General features: G+C 68.1%; 18 protein-coding genes and 1 riboswitch. Of the genes, 10 read left to right on the top strand and 8 right to left on the bottom strand.

Annotation, left to right across the window (positions count from 1 at the left end):
* Window positions 1-17 precede the first annotated feature (17 nt).
* Window positions 18-1,841 carry a family 43 glycosylhydrolase gene (locus tag AC1DIX_RS02345; RefSeq protein WP_477321707.1) on the bottom strand — a complete coding sequence of 608 codons (1,824 nt, stop codon included), beginning with the start codon at window positions 1,839-1,841 and terminating at the stop codon, window positions 18-20.
* A 195-nt stretch (window positions 1,842-2,036) separates the two neighbouring features.
* Window positions 2,037-2,369, bottom strand: a complete 333-nt coding sequence (locus AC1DIX_RS02340; protein WP_477321705.1) for a DMT family transporter — start codon at window positions 2,367-2,369, stop codon at window positions 2,037-2,039.
* A 69-nt stretch (window positions 2,370-2,438) separates the two neighbouring features.
* Here AC1DIX_RS02340 and AC1DIX_RS02335 point away from each other — a divergent pair, with 69 nt between their 5' ends.
* The 6 genes from AC1DIX_RS02335 to AC1DIX_RS02310 all read left to right on the top strand — a co-directional run bounded on the left by AC1DIX_RS02335 (window position 2,439) and on the right by AC1DIX_RS02310 (window position 5,724).
* Window positions 2,439-2,987: a TlpA family protein disulfide reductase gene (locus tag AC1DIX_RS02335; protein ID WP_477321702.1), complete on the top strand. Its 549-nt coding sequence runs from the start codon at window positions 2,439-2,441 to the stop codon at window positions 2,985-2,987.
* 79 nt (window positions 2,988-3,066) lie between these two features.
* A complete protein-coding gene (locus AC1DIX_RS02330) occupies window positions 3,067-4,191 on the top strand; it encodes a transglutaminase-like domain-containing protein (RefSeq protein ID WP_477321700.1) in 1,125 nt (374 codons plus the stop codon).
* A gap of 13 nt (window positions 4,192-4,204) precedes the next feature.
* The gene (locus tag AC1DIX_RS02325; protein WP_477321698.1) at window positions 4,205-4,558 is read left to right on the top strand and encodes a mercuric transporter MerT family protein; all 354 of its coding nucleotides are present in this window, start codon (window positions 4,205-4,207) and stop codon (window positions 4,556-4,558) included.
* A gap of 10 nt (window positions 4,559-4,568) precedes the next feature.
* Window positions 4,569-4,856 carry a mercury resistance system periplasmic binding protein MerP gene (merP, locus tag AC1DIX_RS02320; protein ID WP_442121513.1) on the top strand — a complete coding sequence of 96 codons (288 nt, stop codon included), beginning with the start codon at window positions 4,569-4,571 and terminating at the stop codon, window positions 4,854-4,856.
* Window positions 4,857-4,952: 96 nt separating this feature from the next.
* Window positions 4,953-5,354 (top strand): hypothetical protein, encoded by a 402-nt coding sequence (locus AC1DIX_RS02315; RefSeq protein WP_442121514.1) that lies wholly within the window; start codon window positions 4,953-4,955, stop codon window positions 5,352-5,354.
* 49 nt (window positions 5,355-5,403) lie between these two features.
* On the top strand, window positions 5,404-5,724 hold the full coding sequence (locus tag AC1DIX_RS02310; protein WP_477321696.1) for a hypothetical protein: 321 nt from the start codon (window positions 5,404-5,406) through the stop codon (window positions 5,722-5,724).
* Between the two features lie 311 nt (window positions 5,725-6,035).
* On the opposite strand, the gene mntP is transcribed toward AC1DIX_RS02310, so the two are convergent.
* The 3 genes from mntP to wrbA form a co-directional block, all read right to left on the bottom strand.
* Window positions 6,036-6,602, bottom strand: a complete 567-nt coding sequence (mntP, locus tag AC1DIX_RS02305; RefSeq protein ID WP_477321694.1) for a manganese efflux pump MntP — start codon at window positions 6,600-6,602, stop codon at window positions 6,036-6,038.
* A 9-nt stretch (window positions 6,603-6,611) separates the two neighbouring features.
* Window positions 6,612-6,796: riboswitch (yybP-ykoY riboswitch) on the bottom strand.
* Window positions 6,797-6,969: 173 nt separating this feature from the next.
* Window positions 6,970-7,194 carry a hypothetical protein gene (locus AC1DIX_RS02300; RefSeq protein WP_477321692.1) on the bottom strand — a complete coding sequence of 75 codons (225 nt, stop codon included), beginning with the start codon at window positions 7,192-7,194 and terminating at the stop codon, window positions 6,970-6,972.
* Window positions 7,191-7,790 (bottom strand): NAD(P)H:quinone oxidoreductase, encoded by a 600-nt coding sequence (gene wrbA, locus AC1DIX_RS02295; protein WP_477321690.1) that lies wholly within the window; start codon window positions 7,788-7,790, stop codon window positions 7,191-7,193. Before wrbA ends, AC1DIX_RS02300 begins: the two co-directional genes overlap by 4 nt.
* Window positions 7,791-7,928: 138 nt before the next feature.
* Between wrbA and AC1DIX_RS02290 the strand changes: the two genes are divergently transcribed.
* On the top strand, window positions 7,929-9,734 hold the full coding sequence (locus tag AC1DIX_RS02290; RefSeq protein WP_477321688.1) for an ATP-binding protein: 1,806 nt from the start codon (window positions 7,929-7,931) through the stop codon (window positions 9,732-9,734).
* Between the two features lie 62 nt (window positions 9,735-9,796).
* On the opposite strand, the gene AC1DIX_RS02285 is transcribed toward AC1DIX_RS02290, so the two are convergent.
* On the bottom strand, window positions 9,797-10,075 hold the full coding sequence (locus AC1DIX_RS02285; protein WP_442121520.1) for a substrate-binding domain-containing protein: 279 nt from the start codon (window positions 10,073-10,075) through the stop codon (window positions 9,797-9,799).
* Window positions 10,076-10,224: 149 nt separating this feature from the next.
* On the opposite strand from AC1DIX_RS02285, the gene AC1DIX_RS02280 reads away from it, so the two are divergent.
* Together AC1DIX_RS02280 and AC1DIX_RS02275 are read left to right on the top strand one after the other, a co-directional pair.
* Complete coding sequence (locus AC1DIX_RS02280) at window positions 10,225-10,533, top strand: hypothetical protein (protein ID WP_442121521.1); 309 nt, start codon at window positions 10,225-10,227, stop codon at window positions 10,531-10,533.
* A gap of 198 nt (window positions 10,534-10,731) precedes the next feature.
* The gene (locus AC1DIX_RS02275) at window positions 10,732-13,182 is read left to right on the top strand and encodes a sensor domain-containing protein (RefSeq protein WP_477321686.1); all 2,451 of its coding nucleotides are present in this window, start codon (window positions 10,732-10,734) and stop codon (window positions 13,180-13,182) included.
* Here AC1DIX_RS02275 and AC1DIX_RS02270 read toward each other — a convergent pair whose 3' ends face one another.
* Complete coding sequence (locus tag AC1DIX_RS02270) at window positions 13,183-14,148, bottom strand: diacylglycerol/lipid kinase family protein (protein WP_477321684.1); 966 nt, start codon at window positions 14,146-14,148, stop codon at window positions 13,183-13,185.
* 134 nt (window positions 14,149-14,282) lie between these two features.
* Here AC1DIX_RS02270 and AC1DIX_RS02265 point away from each other — a divergent pair, with 134 nt between their 5' ends.
* On the top strand, window positions 14,283-14,816 hold the full coding sequence (locus AC1DIX_RS02265; RefSeq protein WP_477321682.1) for an LmrA/YxaF family transcription factor: 534 nt from the start codon (window positions 14,283-14,285) through the stop codon (window positions 14,814-14,816).
* Between the two features lie 26 nt (window positions 14,817-14,842).
* Here AC1DIX_RS02265 and AC1DIX_RS02260 read toward each other — a convergent pair whose 3' ends face one another.
* Window positions 14,843-15,970: a branched-chain amino acid ABC transporter substrate-binding protein gene (locus tag AC1DIX_RS02260; protein ID WP_477321680.1), complete on the bottom strand. Its 1,128-nt coding sequence runs from the start codon at window positions 15,968-15,970 to the stop codon at window positions 14,843-14,845.
* Window positions 15,971-16,004: the final 34 nt, after the last annotated feature.

The following is a 16,004-nucleotide window of genomic DNA, read 5'->3' as shown; positions in this document are numbered from 1 at the left end:
TTTCACGCCCTGTGTTTTTAAGGCGACAGGCTGCCGACGGCGACCCGCACGAAGGTGGCGTGCCGTCCGGCGCCGCCCATCGCGACGAGCCCGAGGCGGGCGTCCTTGCCGAGGCGGTGCGTCCAGGTTCCGCCGCCGGTCCAGGTGCGCCCGTCCTGGCTCGAATAAGCCATATAACGTTCCTGCCCCCCTGTGCGGTGGACATCGAGACGCAGCCAGGTGGCGGGGCCCGGCGTGCCGGCCAGGGTATTCCCGTAGCGCGGCTGGTACTGCTCGACGGGCGCGACTTCCTTCGCGAACTCGACCTGGCGCAGCCCTCCGCGCGCCATCTCGACCAGCTTGACATAGTTGTCGTCGTCGCGCATGACCACCAGGCCGGCCTGCACCGCGGTGGCGCAGCAGTCCTCGGGCGCATCAAGGCGGATCTCCGCCTCGACGCGGTAGTCGCCATCCGGCAGGGCCGCCTGCAGCACGCTGGCGGTGTTGCGGTCGACGTAGAGGTCGGCGTCCTGGGTTGCCATCGTCAAGCCTTTGCCGCCGAGCGACCAGCCGCCGTCGGCGCGCGGGCGCAGCCAGTGCCAGCGCGGTTTCAGGGCCTTGCCCCGGAAGTCGTCGTGCCACAGCGGGCGCACACGCGGTGCCACCTGCACCGCCAGCGGATGCGCCTCGGCGCGCGCGCCCTCGAGCACGATCGGTGCCGCCATCGCCTGGTCGCTCGGCGCCAGTCCGCCACCCGCCACCGGCCAGCCGCCGACCCAGTCGATACGGTCCAGCAGCGCCAGGCGCCGGGTCAGCTTGTCCTTGGCGCTGAAGAAGGGCTCGTTGACGTCGATGCCGTGGTAGATGGTCCACCACTGGCCGGCGGCGTCCGTGAACACGGTGTTGTGGCCGACCCCGACCCAGCGGTTGCCGTTCTGGAGCAGCAGCGGCGTGCCGCCCGCGCGTCCCTTGGCCATGTCGTTGCCGTAGCGGTCGAGGAAGGGGCCTTCCGGCGTGCGTGCGCGGCCGGTGAAGACGGCGTAGCCGGTCAGCGGGCCGTTGCAGCAATCGGTGCTTGATGCGAACAGATACCACCAGCCGTCGTGGCGCTTGACCTCGGCGCCCTCGTAGCGGCCCGGCGCGCCGACCATCGTGGCCGCACCGATGGCGCGCAGGCCGTCGTCGCTCAGCCGCGTCACGAAGATGCCGCCGCCATAGCTGCCGTAGTAGAGGTATTTGCGCCCTCCGTCTTCGATCACCTTGGGATCGAAGGTCCAGTGGAAGTTGCAGCCCGGTCCGGCGCGGCGCGGCATCACCACCGGCGTGGTGCTCGCCTTCCATGGACCGGCGGGCGAATCCGAGGTCGCCACGCCGATCGCGCTGTCGTTTTCGCAGCCCTTCTCGGGGCTGTGCGCGTCGACCACGTCGGTGACGGTGAAGTAGAGGTAGTAGCGCCCGTTCAAGTATTCCGGCTCCGGCGCCCACAGGCCGGAGGTCGGCGCGGCCAGTCCGGCCGGGCGGTCGGAAAAAGCGTCGGCGACGAAATCCCAGTGCACCAGGTCGGTCGAGCGGTAGATCGGGATCATGCGGAAATGCCAGCCGCCGTCCTTGCCCTGCGGGTCGCGCTCGCGCTTGCTGACCGGGTCGCTGGTGCAGTACAGATACCAGGTGGGCGCCTCGGCCCGCGGGTCGCGCAGCACGGCCGGGTCGGCGCAGTTCTGGGCCAGTTCGCCGCTGGCCAGGCGTACGGTCAGGGGATTGTGGTAGGCGCGGGTGGCGGGAGCGGATTCGGCGGCGGCCAGCAGGGGCAGCGCGAGCAGCAATGCGTGCAGGTGCGCAAACAGGGAACGGATGTGGGGCATGACGTCTCCTTGATTTTTGCCGAAGAGAATACCGCAGTGGGTGGCGAGCTGTTGCACGTTTGAAAACAAGGATCAAGTGCGGCGGCCACCGCCTGCACCCGCCATTCCCGCGAAAGCGCGAATCCATGCTGAAGTTCCGTGCCCGCTCAGTATGGGTTCCCGCTTTCGCGGGTACGACAGGCACCTGCAGCAGGCCTAGTGCCCAGCCGTCTCCGAAAACAGATTCATCACCAGCACCCCGGCCACGATCAGCGCCATCCCCACCAGCGCCCCGGCATCCAGCCGCTGCCCGTACAGCAACCAGCCCGCCAACGCAATCRGCACGATCCCGACCCCCGACCACACCGCGTAGGCCACCCCCAGCGGTATTGAACGCAAGGTCAGCGCCAGCATATAGAAGGCAATGCCATAACCCAGTACCACCAGCGCCGAAGGCAGCACGCGGGTAAAGCCGGCGCTGGCTTTCAGGGCCGTGGTGGCCACGGTTTCGGCAAGGATGGCGATCGCCAGGAAGAGCCAGTTATTCATCTTGACACCATATTCATGAGCGAAAGCGCGATTATCGGTGCAGAACCCGGCAGGCGCCAGTCTGGTATCATGACGCCCTTTCTCCCAGCCGTAGCGACGCCGATGCAGACCAGGACCATCCGCCGTTTCCTCGCGCTTGCAGCATGCCTGCTGGCGGGCACGGCAGGCGCCGCCGATGCCATGCTGAAGCCCTGGCCGGCCAGGCAGGCGACACCTGCCCTGCGCCTGAGCGACCTGCAGGGCAAGGAATGGCTGCTGAGCCAGTTGCGCGGCAAGGTGGTGGTGGTGAATTTCTGGGCCAGCTGGTGCGGTCCCTGCGTGGACGAGCTGCCGGTGCTGAATGCGCTGGCGCGCCAGGATCCGGACAAGGTGGCCGTGGTGGGCGTCAACTACAAGGAACCGCTCGACACCATCGAGCGCTTCTCCGGCGCCCATCCCTTCGCCTACCCGGTGCTGCGCGACCGCTCCGGCGACATGTTCCGGCAGTGGACCGCCGGCGTGATGCCGACCACCATCCTGGTCGACCGCCAGGGCCGCGCACGCTGGCGCAGCGTGGGCGAGATCGGGGCCGGCGATACCCGCCTGAAGGCGGCGATCGACGCCCTCGTGGCAGAATGAAGAGCACCAGGAACAACGCATAAGCGACGACAATAAGCAACGCCAATAAGCAACGACATCCAGACAGGAAGAATCGACCATGAAAGACAGCAAACCGACGAACCGCCGACACCTGCTCAAGGCCGCCACCGGCGTCCTGCTGGCCGGCGCCCTGCCGCGCACCCTGCTGGCGCAGACCGCCGCCGCCGAAGCGGAGCGCCACTTCGACCCGCGTCCGGGCGACTGGAAGAGCTACGAAGTGGTCACCCGCGTGAACCTGCAGCGAGCCTCCGGCCCGTCGACGGTCTGGATTCCACTGCCCTCGGTCGACACCGACTGGCAGCGCACGCTGTCGAACAACTGGTCGGGCAACGCCAAGAGCATGAAGGTGGGCAACGACCCGCACTACGGCGCCCGCTTCCTGGTGGCCGAATTCGACGGCTCCGCCCCCCCCAGGCTGGAAGTGGTCTCGCGCATCCAGACCCGCGACCGCGCCGAGAACTGGAAGACCCGCACCCCGGGCGTCGAATCCGCGGACGACCTGAAACTGTGGCTGCAGCCGACCGACCTGATGCCGCTGGACGGCATCGTGAAAAAGACCGCGCTGCAGATCACCTCCGGCGCGAAGACCGATGAAGACAAGGTCCAGCGCATCTACGACTGGATCGTGCTGAACACCTTCCGCGAACCGAAAGTGCGTGGCTGCGGCACCGGCGACATCAAGACCATGCTGGAGACCGGCAACTTCGGCGGCAAGTGCGCCGACCTGAACGGCCTGTTCGTCGGCCTGTGCCGCGCCGCCGGCGTGCCGGCACGCGACGTCTACGGTATCCGCATCGCACCGAGCGCCTTCGGCTACCGCGAACTGGGCGGCAAACCGGCGTCCCTGCAGGGTGCCCAGCACTGCCGCGCCGAGGTCTACCTGAAGCAGCACGGCTGGGTTGCGATGGATCCGGCCGACGTCGCCAAGGTCATGCGCCAGGAAACCCCGAACTGGATCAAGGATCCGGACCACCCGCTGGTCGCCCCGGTTCGCCAGGCCCTGTTCGGCGGCTGGGAAGGCAACTGGATGGGCTACAACTTCGCCCACGACGTGCGCCTGCCCGGCTCGAGCGCAGGCAAGGTCGGCTTCCTGATGTATCCGCAGGCCGAAAGCCATGGCGAGGCCTACGACTCGCTGGCGCCGGACAGCTTCGCGTACACCATCACCGCGCGCGCGATCTGACCGCGAGCCGACGATGCGCCAACCGACCGACCGCAAACTCGGGGGCATCATGGCGTTTGCCGTGCTGGCCTCGATCCTGGCCTCCACCTGCTGCGTGCTGCCGCTGGTGCTGGTCCTGGTCGGCATTACCGGCGCCTGGATGGTCCACCTGACGGCGCTGAAGCCGTTGACCCCGTACGCGATCGCGCTCACCCTGGGCGCGCTCGGCTGGGCCGGCTGGCTGCTGTTCCGGCCGGCCGCGGCCTGCGCGGTCGACGACCCGGCCTGCGCCACCACCCGCCCGGCCATGCGCAAACTATTCGCCGGCTGCGCCGTGTTCATCGCCCTGCTGCTGGGCTTCCCGCTGATCGCTCCCCTGTTCTATTGAGACCACGACCATGAAAACGCTGAACGCCGTTTCCCTCATCGTCCTGCTGGGCGCCGCGCCCTTCGCGCTGGCCAAGCAGCAGACCGTCAAGCTGAACGTGCCGACCATGGATTGCGCCACCTGCCCGATCACCATCAAGGCGTCCTTGTCCAAGGTGCCGGGCGTGAGCAAGGTCCAGGTCAGCTATGCGAAGCGCGAAGCGGTGATCGTCTACGACGACGCCCAGGCCACCGTGGCCGACCTCAAGAAGGCCACTGAAGATGTCGGTTATCCCTCGATGCTGAAGACGGCGCGATAGCTTGAAACGCTGACCGCAGGAAAGAACTGTTCCCTTCGTAATAGTTTGGAACAATTTCGTTCCGTGCGCGGCTGACTGCAGGATTACGATTCCTGCATGAACTTTACTTTTTCTTCAACCGACGCCGGCGTCTGCGCCGTCAAGCTGTGGGCCAGCGGGCGCTACGGCTTCTCCCTGCCGAAGAAGGTCGACATCGTCACCGCAGGCGGCATGACCGCCACTTTCCTGTACTACAACCGGAAGATGCGGCTCACGGCCGAACTCAGCAACCGTGCCATCGTCAAGATCGCCATCGCCCAGTTCCTGGCCGGCGAAGGCCGTGGTGCGGAACCCACCGAAATCGACCACACCACCCCTCCCTACGAGGGACCTTTGACGCCGATCCGCTCCAACACGCCGCGCGCACCGCTGCGGGTGCGGCCGGGAAAGCTCCATGCGCGCATGCGGCCCGAGTTGTATCCGGAACCGCAGCGCGGGCAGAGCCTGGCGGACCAGTAGGAAAGACGAGACCATCATGCGACACCAGTTCACACCAGGACAGCTCCGCATGCTCATCCAGCGCGCGGAAACACAGTTCGAACAGACCATCGCCCAATCGCTGGCAATCGATCCCGGCGGCACGCACATCGCGCGCGCCTTGCACGCCGCCGTGCACGAATCGGTCGTCGGCCTGATCAAGCTGTTCCGCGACCAGATTCCCGGCGCGGCCGAGGCCGCGACCAGGCTGGCCCGCATGTACGCCAAGGGCGCGGATGCCAACGCCGGCGCACCCACCCTCGACTGCCTGCGCGCCATCGCCCAGCTCACGCGCGAGGCCCGCGAGCGTTACCTGCCAGTGCCGGAGGGCGCCGAAGCGGAAGGGCGGTAGACCCGCACGTAGTCGACCAGCATGGGTTGCGGAAAGCTGCTCGAACACCCGCTCGCCCATGACCAGGTCGGGGCGCGCTGTGGTAGAGGATGCCGTCGCGGTACCTGCGGATCTCGCGCGGCTCCCATTCCACCGCATTCACGTGGAAGTCGTCGGAAAGGTCGGCGGCGAAGTCCCCAACTAGACCACCTGCTTCGTGAACAAGTCGCGCCTGAAGGTCGACGGCAACCCGTGGGGTACGCTGGTGCTGAAGGACTTCCACCGGTCGATCCGCGGCCTGATGAAGTCGCGCGCCGGCCACGGCGCCTGAATCAACCCGCGCCCAGGTGCTCGTACAGGATCAGCGCACCGATCGCAATCAGCACGAAACCGCCGATCAGCTCCGCCCGCTTGCCGACCAGGTGACCCAGGCCGCGCCCAAGCATCACGCCGATGGTCACCATCACGAAGGTGGCCAGGCCGATCGCGCCGGCGGTGGCGGCGATATTCGCGTCGATGAAGGCGAGGCTGGCGCCGACCACCATGGCGTCGATGCTGGTGGCGAAACCGGTGATCGCCAGCAGCCAGAAAGAGTGGCTGCTGGGCTTTTCCTCGTCGTTGTCGTCCGCGCTCAGGCTGGCGTAGATCATGCGCAGCCCCAGCGCCCCCAGCAGGGTGAAGGCGATCCAATGATCCCAGGCTTCGACGTAGGGGGCCGCCACCTTCCCCATGGCCCAGCCGACCAGAGGCGTCAGGCCTTCGATCACGCCGAAGATCAGGCCCGTGCGCAGTGCTTCCTTGAGGTGGGGACGATGCAGGGCTGCGCCCTTGCCGATGGCGACGGCGAAGGCGTCGGTGGACATGGCAAGCGCGATGGCTAGCGTGGCGGCTACATTCATGAATATCTCACTGGCCGGGCAGAGACGATGGCATACCCGCACGGCCCAGCCTGAGCACGCGGAATGCCAAAGGTCTTGCCAACCGAGACGGCTGCCCGTACCACGTCGCGACAATGCAGTCAAACGGCGACGAGTATGTTGATACGGGCGCTTCCGCATGACGCGGAAGCAGGCTACTCCCCAATGGGTGCCGATATCTTACACGAAGCCCCATAAAAAACACAGCGGGGCGTTGCGGCACGGCGGGATCTATCGCGCGTCGTCACAGCCATCATGGACAGGCCCGCCCTTCGTGAAGCCGCCGCCAGGGAATCCGGTGCCTCGACCATTATCTCTATTGACGCCTTCTCAGACTTCCAGTGCGGGGTCAAAAAACGCCCTCCCGGCGCTTCCAGGCGGCCTTGCGTCGGCGTCCGGCAGCCTCCGACAGCGATGCGCGCAGGCTCACGCTGACCGGGAATTTGCGGGTCACCGGACGCTTCATGTCGTAGTACAGGTTGAGCAGCGCGTTGATGCCGTTCTGGGTCATCTCGCGCCACGGCATGTGCACCGAAACGAGGGCGCAACCGTGAACGCGCTGTCTCGCGATCACCCAAACAACTTCGCCGCCGTCTTCGCCACCAGATCCCCCTGGAAGCGCGCGCCGTCCAGCTCCAGCTGGCTGGGCTGCCGCTGCCCTTGTCCGCCCGCGATGGTGCTGGCGCCGTAGGGACTGCAGCCGGTGATCTCGTCGAGGGTCATCTGGCCGGCGAAGCTGTACGGCAGGCCGACCACCACCATGCCGAGGTGCAGCAGGTTGGTGATGATGGAGAACTGGGTGGTCTCCTGGCCGCCGTGCTGGGTCGCGCTCGAGGTGAAGGCCGCGCCGACCTTGCCGTGCAGGGCGCCGCGCGCCCACAGGCCGCCGGTCTGGTCGAGGAAGGCCGCCATCTGCGAGGGCATGCGGCCGTAGCGGGTCGGCGCGCCGATGACGATGGCGTCGTAGTCCGGCAGCTCGTCGACGGTGGCGATCGGCGCCTGCTGGTCGAGCTTGAAGTGCGCCGGCCGCGCGATGTGTTCGGGCACCGTCTCCGGCACGCGCTTGAGTGCCACCGTGGCGCCGGCCGCGCGCGCCCCTTCGGCCACCGCCTCCGCCATCTTTTCGATGTGGCCGTAAGTGGAGTAATACAGAACCAGTACTTTCGCCATGCCGTCCTCCCGGGTAGATGTGTCAGTGCCGGGCCTCATGCTATCCCAAAGCGCCGGGCCGGGACGCGCGCGTGAAATGCCGAGCACGGTCACGGGAGTGCACGTACAATGTAGCTTCTTAGCAATTTCTTAAGCCGGATGAAAGCCCGTACTTACCTGATCCTGATGGCGGCGGCCATCCTGGTGCCCGTGGTGCTGATCGCCTCGGTGGGCCTGAGCCGGCTGCTGGACTCGGAACGGGCATCGCGTATCCGCGGCGTGCAGGAGACCGGACGCGCCACCGCCCTCGTGATCGACCGCGAGATCGCCGTCGCCGACGCTTCGCTGCGCGGGATCGTCAACTCCGAGGCCCTGCGCCGCGCCGACTTCGCCCAGCTGCACCGCGAAGCCAGCGCCATGAACCGCGGCACGCCCTGGTCCTGGACCCTGCTGATGGACTACGACGGCACGCCCAGGCTGAACACCCTGGTGCCCTGGGGCTCGCCGCTGCCGGACTACAAGGCGAAATGGGTCGGCGATGTCTACGAGGCCCAGAAGACCCGCGTCTCCGGTTACTTTCTCGGCATCCTGGCGAAGCGTCCCACGGTCTCGATCGACGTGCCGGTGCCGCGCGTGCTCGGCGAGCGCTACGTGGTCAGCCAGATCTTCGATGCCGCCTACTTTGCGCGTGTCTTCGACGACCCGGCCATCGGCCGCGACTGGGTGATCACGATCTTCGACGCCAGGGGCATCTCTATCGCCCGCAACCGCAACGCCGAAGAGCTGGTCGGCAAGCCGGTGCGCCCCGAGCTGTACCAGGCCTCGCGGCGCCAGCCGAACGGCATCCTGCGCCACACCACCCACGACGGCGTCGACGTCTACAGCGTCTACACCCGCGCGCCGCTGTCCGGCTGGACCCTCGCGATCGGGGTGCCGGCGCCCGAGATCGAGGGACCGGCGCGCACCGCCACCCTGTACGCGGCCCTGGCCCTGCTGGGCGTGATGGGACTGGCGATCGGCATCGCCGTGTTCCTCGCCAAGCGGCTGTCGGTATCGCTGGACCAGGCCCACGCGGCGGCCCAGGCCCTGGCCGGCGGCGCCGAACCGGCCGGTGCGCCGACCCGGGTCGTCGAAGTCGACACCCTGCTCGACGGCCTGCGCCGCACCAGCGACGACCTCGCACGCGAACGCGGCGCCCGCCAGCAGCTGCAGGACGAGCGCGAAGCCCTGCTGCGCAGCGAACAGGAGGCGCGGCGCGAGGCCGAGGGCCAGAGCCATGCCAAGGACGCCTTCCTCGCCATGCTGAGCCACGAGCTGCGCAACCCGCTGGCGGCGATCGCCGGCGCGCTGCAGGTGCTCGACCTGCCGGGCGTGAAGCCGGCGCTGGCCGCCCACGCGCGCGAGATCGGCCGGCGCCAGGTGCGCCACCTGACCCGCATCGTCGACGACCTGCTCGACGTGCGCGGCATCCTGTCCGGCAAGGTGACACTCAAACGCTCGCGCATCGATGCCGGCGCCCTGCTGCGCCAGTGCTGCGCGACGCGCGAACTGGCCGATGCCGGCGCCCACGTCTGGAAGGTCGAAGCCGGCGCGCTGTGGATCGACGCCGACCCGACCCGCCTCGAGCAGATCTTCGACAACCTGCTGCATAACGCGATCAAGTACACGCCGGCCGGCGGCAGCATCGCGGTGCGCGCCCGCGCCGCCGGGACGCAAGCCGTGATCGAAGTGGCCGATACCGGGGTCGGCATCGCCGCCGAGGTCCTGCCGACCATCTTCGACGTGCTGGTGCAGGGACCGACCGCGATCGACCGGTCACAGGGTGGACTCGGGCTCGGGCTCGCGCTGGTGAAGGAGCTCACCGCGCTGCACGGCGGCAGCGTGGATGCGCGCAGCGCTGGTGCGGGGATGGGTTGTACTTTTACGCTGCGTTTTCCGTTGGCGGAGGCGGTGGCGGCGGCGTAGGCGGCGCGTTACCGTCGTCCCTGCGAAACAGTGTTTCAGCAATACGGACTCCGGACCCTCATTCAGGCGCTCTCGCGTTCGCGCAGGGTAAAGCCGAGGTCGATGCGGCGCGCCGGCGGCGTCTTGCCCGCGATGACGTCCAGCAGCAGCGACGCCGCGCGGTAGCCGACCTGGTAGCGCGGGGTTTCGACCGTGGTCAGCGAGGGCACCAGTTCCGGCTGGCCGATGGCGCGCGAAGCGTCCATCGTCGAGACCCCGGCGCGCACCGCCACCTGCTCCAGCGTGGCCCTGCCCGAACCGCGTCCAGCACCTCGTCCCTTGCCTGTCCCGCTACTGCTCATCGATTTCGTCCGACCCTGGATTGCGCCATGCCCTGGCAGGTTTGTCAATGTCATGTCCGAGTGATCCTACGCACCGTCCGCCTGTTTTCCGATTGTCCGCCGCCGTGGGCGGCCTACCATGGAGGCTTCGGCAYGGAATAGGAGCGCATATGCCCAGTAACCAGGAATACAAAGGCAAAGGCACCAAAGGCCGCAACCATGATGAACTCAGCGGCGTAGGCACCAGCAGCGCCGGCAGGACCGGCACCGCTGGCAACCTCAACGACGGCGGCCGCGATCGCGGCATCGGATCGCCCGACCTCGCCGACTCGGGCAACCTGCAATCGGCCAACGCCGGCCAGCCGGGCGGTACCCCGGCCCAGGGTAGCTCCCAGCGCGGGCAGGCGAATCCGGGCAACAGCCAGCAAGGAGGATTAAGTAATCAGCAACAGGGCAAGCAAGACAAACAGCAACCTTGACCACCTCGAGCGGCGGGCGCCCTGCCCGCCGCGTCTCCCCTTCCGCCGGCGTCGGAAGATTCTGAACTGTCGCTAACACGCACCAGTCCGCTGGAAGTTTCCATGCGGAATGATTATACTCGGCCGCGCAGAGCCTACCCGGAGCGCATAAGCGCGCCGCCCCTCCCCCCTTCGCTCCCGCCCGAACGGAACCACAACATGAACGCGCCGGCCCCGATTGCCCTTGCCGCCAATGCGCAGTTGCGCATCGACGATGCCCTCGACGAGCTGAAACGTTCGCGCGAGCGCATGGACGCCATGCTGGAGAACATCGGCGACGCCTTCTTCGCTGTCGACCGCGACTGGCGCATCATCTACGCCAACCGCAAGGCCGCCAGTTTCGTCGACATCGAAATCGGCGATGCCCTCGGCCTGCCCCTGCTGGAAGTGGCGCCCGCGCTCGAAGGCAGTTCGCTGATGGACTGCTACCGCCAGGCGATGGCCAGCGGGCAGCCCGGCATCGTCGAAGCCTGCTGGGGGCCGACCGGCGAGTGGGTCGAGGCGCGCGCCTACCCGACCCCGGACGGCCTGTCGGTCTACTTCCACAACATCACCGAAAAGCGCCGCGCCACCGAAGCGGTACGCAAGAGCGAGCAACGTTTCCGCAACCTGTTCCAGCAGGCCGGCGACAGCATCCTGATCACCGACCGCGAGCTGCGCATCATCGCCGCCAACGGGCGCGCCTGCGCCCACTTCGGCTACCGCGAGGACGAGATGATCGGCCTCTCGGCGCGCGCGATCGACAGCGGATTCACCTACGGCCCGCACCTGCTGGACAGCCTGCGCCAGGGCCGGACCCACCTGCTGCGCATCACCAAGCGGCGCAAGGACGGCAGCACCTTCCCGGCCGAGGTGCACGTATCGCGCTTCGAGGACGGCGACCAGGAGTTCTTCCAGGCGATCATCCGCGACCTGACCGAACGCGAGGAAGCCGAGCGCCAGCTCCGCGAAAGCGAACAGCGCTTCCGCGAAGTGATCGAAATGACGCCGGCCGGTTATGTGGTGGCGAATGCCGAAGGCCGCATCCTGGACGTCAACCCGGCCCTGTGCGCGCTCTCGGGCTACCCGCGCGAGACACTGGTCGGCTCGCGCCTGGCGCGCCTGCTCGAAGCCTTTCCATGGGACGAGTTCGAACCCGGCCAGCAGGGCCATGCTACCGTGCAGGGCTTCGACGCCGTGCTGCGCCATGCCGCCGGCCACCCATTGCACGTGCTGCTGAACGGCAGCACGCGCTGCGATGCCGACGGCCGCCTCGAGACCATCACCGGCCTGCTGACCGACATCACCGGCCGCAAGCAGGCCGAAAGCCGCCTTCAGGAACTGGCCACCCACGACACCCTGACCGGCCTGCCGAACCGCGCCCTCCTGCACGACCGCCTGCGACACATGCTCGCGAACTGCGCGCCCGGCCAGGCGGTGGCCGTGATGTTCCTCGACCTCGACCGCTTCAAGGAAGTCAACGACTCCTTCGGCCACGACCACGGCGACGTGCTGCTGTGCGAAGTCGCCGCCCGGCTGCGCAGGATTCTGCGCCCGGCCGACGTGGTGGCGCGCCTGGGCGGCGACGAATTCGTGGTGGTGGCCGCCTGTACCGGCGGCGCGGCCGATGCCGGCCGCGCGGCCGCGCGCATCGCCGCCAAGCTGCTGGAGGCGCTGACCCTGCCGGTGGCGGTCGGGAGCCAGGACGTGGTGGTCGGTGCCTCGATCGGCATCAGCATGTACCCGCGCGACGCCGCCACCCGCGAGCTGCTGTTCCAGACCGCCGACACCGCGATGTACCGCGCCAAGGCCGAGGGCCGCAACCGCTACCGATTCTTCGAGCCGGAGATGACGGTGGYGGCGCGCGCCCGCATGGCGCTCGAACTGTCGCTGCGGCCGGCGCTGGCGCGCGAGGAGTTCGAGCTGCACTACCAGCCGCGCGTCGACCTGCGCAGCATGGCGGTAGTCGGCATGGAGGCGCTGATCCGCTGGCGCCATCCGCAGCAGGGCATGGTGCCGCCGCAGCAATTCATCGGCATCGCCGAAGAGACTGGGCTCATCAATCCGATCGGACGCTGGGTGCTGCGCGAAGCCTGCCGCCAGACGCGCCGCCTGGTCGACGAGTTCGACAAGCCGATCCGCGTGTCGGTCAACGTCTCGGCGCGCCAGCTGGCCCAGCCGGGCTTCGTGGCCGAAGTGCGCGAAGCGCTGGCCGACGCCGGGCTGGCGCCGTCTAGCCTGGAACTGGAGCTGACCGAGAGCACCCTGATCGAAGACCTTGAACGCACCGCCGCCATGCTGGCCGAACTGCAGGCGCTCGGCGTCAAGCTGGCGGTCGACGATTTCGGCACCGGCTATTCCGGCCTGGCCTACCTGCGCCGCCTGCCGATCGACGTGCTCAAGCTGGACCGCTCCTTCGTGCTGCAGGACGACGGCCGCATCAGCGCCTTCGCGTTCGTGAAGGCCTTCGTCGACATGGCGCACGCGCTGCAGATGTCGGTGGTGGCGGAAGGCGTGGAGACCGCCGAGGTGCTGGACTTCCTGCGCGCGGCGTCCTGCGACGAGGCCCAGGGCTATCTGCTCGGACGTCCGCTGCCGCTGGCGGATCTGCGCGCCTTGTTGCAGGGCTGATCAGGCCGCGCCGGGCGGCTGTTCCAGCGCATCCGCCACCAGCAGCGCCAGCCGGCCTTCCAGCGCCTCGAAGCGCAGCGGCAACGCCAGCTGGCAGACCTCGCCGTCGACCGCCACCTTGACGCGCCGCCGCCCGGACATCAGCGGCGCGCGCACCGTCATGCCGCGGAAGGCGAAGGCCCGCACGTCCTCGGCCTGGCCGAGCCGTCCCAGCGCACCGCGCAGCACCAGCGCCAGCATGCGCAGCCGTCCCACCGGGCGCGGGGCGATCGCCGCCAGCCGCCCTTCCTCCACCGCGTGGTCGAGCGGCTGCATGCCGACCTGTTCCATCTGCAGGCGGTTGTTCCCGACGAACAGGGTCGGGCTCCTCAGGCGCTGCGTATGCCCGTCCAGATCGATCGCGATACGCAGGTTGCGGTGCCGTCCCAATACCGTCTTCAGCGCCGACAGCAGGGCCACCACGCGGCTGCGCCCGAACTGGTGTTTGTCGTGCTCGCGCTCCTCGAGCAGGCGCGGATACAGGCCGACGCTGGCGTTCACCAGGAAGCTGCGGCCGTTGACCAGGCCCACCTGCACATGGCGCACCCGCGCGCGCAGCAGCGCATGCACCGCCTCGCGCAGGTCTTCGGGAATGCCGTGGGTGCGGCCGAAGTAGTTGAAGGTACCCTGCGGCAGGACGCCGAACACGCAGCCGCGGCACACCGCCTCGTGCGCTACCGCGTTGAGAGTGCCGTCGCCGCCGGCCGCCACCAGGACGCCGCCTTCGCGCGCGGCCCGCTCCGCCACCGCGGCGGCGATTTCCGGCAGGCGGGAGCCGTCCTTCACGACCTCCAGCTCGCAGCGCCGGCCGGCCCGTTCGATCACCTCGCGGATGGTGGCGCAGCGCAGGCCGGTGTCGGTGCGGCCCGAACCGGCATTCAGCACGATATGAAATGGCGCATCGGGCCGGGGATCCTGCATGACCATCGTGAAACTGTCCTCCTGCTCGCTGGCGTCTTTACAGGATAGCAGTTGCTGACGAAGGGCCGATTACGCTTGCCGCGCAGGCTGTCGCCAATTCTGCGACGCGGCGCGCCCACCCCGGGCGTTATAATAGTGACATGAGAACCAGCAAGGAAAAAAGCGCCGAAAACAGGGCTTCCCTGGTCCGGTCCGCCAGCAAGCTCATTCGCGAGCGCGGCATCGACGGTGTCGAACTGGCGATGGCCGCCCTGTCGTTCGGCCTCGAGCAGACCCGCGTGCGCCTCGAGGAACACGCGCGCGACGGCATGCCGGGCCTGGCGCGCTTCGTCGACCATTTCCTGTCGGCCGACTGCCGCGACGACTACGCCGGCGCCTGCCCAATCTCGGCCTCGGCCAGCGAGATCGGCCGCCAGGACCGCGCCATCAGCCTGCGGTTTTCGGCGGCTTACCTGGACATGGTGCGCACCTTCGAGCGCGAGCTCGAAGCCGCCCAGCCCGGCAACGACGCGCATGGCCGCGCGCTGACCCTGGTGGCGACCCTGGTGGGCGCCCAGGCCGTGGCGCGCGGCGCCGCCAAGGGCGACCCGGCGCTGTCGGAACGGGTGCTGAGCGCGGCCCGTAAAGTGATTGGCGAGAGCATCGTGGCGCCGGCGGACAGCCCGGCGCGCTGAGGCCCCGCGGACGGCCCGGTAAAGGCTTATTTTGTGACCGCGAGCTGGGTGCGGTGACCGCCCTTGAAGGTGTACAGGGTGATGGTGCCGTCGCGGATGTCGCCATGCGGATCGAAGGCGATATTGCCGGTCACGCCCTTGTAACGGATCTTCGCCAGTTCCGGCAGGTATTTCGCCGGCGCCGAGGAAGCGGCCTTGTTCATCGCCTCGGCCAGCAGCATGGTCGCATCATAGGAATACGGTGCGATGATCTGGACGTCGATGCCGAAGCGCTTGCGATAAGCAGCGCGGAAGTTGTCCATGCCGGCCTTGCCCGATTCTTCGACGCCGCCGGCTTCCGCGCACACCACCTGGCCGTCGGCCATGGTGCCGCCGGACAGCTTGTGCATCTCGTCCGAGCAGATGCCGTCGCCGCCCATCATCTTGACGTTCAGGCCGAGCTGCTTCATCTGGCGCAGCATCGGACCGGCCACCGCGTTCATCCCGCCGAAGAACACCAGGTCCGGATTGCTGGCGCGGATGCGGGTCAGGATCGCCGAGAAGTCGGTCGCCTTGTCGTTGGTGAACTCCTTCGCCACCACGTTCACGCCCTGCTGGCGCAAGCCGTTGACGAACTCGGTGACCAGGCCCTGGCCGTAGGCGGTGCGGTCGTCGATCACGGCGACGCGCTTGGCGGCCATGTTCTTGACCGCGTAGCGGCCCAGCGCGCGGCCGAGCTGGATGTCGTTGGCGACCACGCGGAAGGTGGTGTTGAAGCCCTGGCGCGTGTAGGCCGGATTGGTCGAGGAGGCGGTGATCTGCGGGATGCCGGCATCGTAGTAGATCTTCGAGGCCGGGATGGTGGTGCCCGAGGTCTCGTGGCCGATCACGCCGTTGACCTTGGCATCGGCCAGCTTCTGGGCCGCCGCCGTCGCCTGCTTCGGTTCGCCCGCGTCGTCCTCGGCCACCAGCTGCCACTTGACCTTGCGTCCGCCTATCGTTGCGCCGCGTGCATTGAGCGCGTCGATCGCCATGCGGACGCCGTTTTCGCTATCCTTGCCGAAGTGGGCCACCGGTCCTGTCATCGCGGCCACGTGGCCGATGCGAACGACTTCCTGGGCCGGTGCCAGGCCTGCGGCCGTCAGGGCGGCCAGGGCAAACGCGTACTTCTTCATTCCATCCTCGTATATACAGGTGATTCTTTATATC

It is taken from the genome of Massilia sp. 05N420 (genome assembly GCF_056397205.1).
This window is presented reverse-complemented; position numbering and strand designations above follow the sequence as displayed.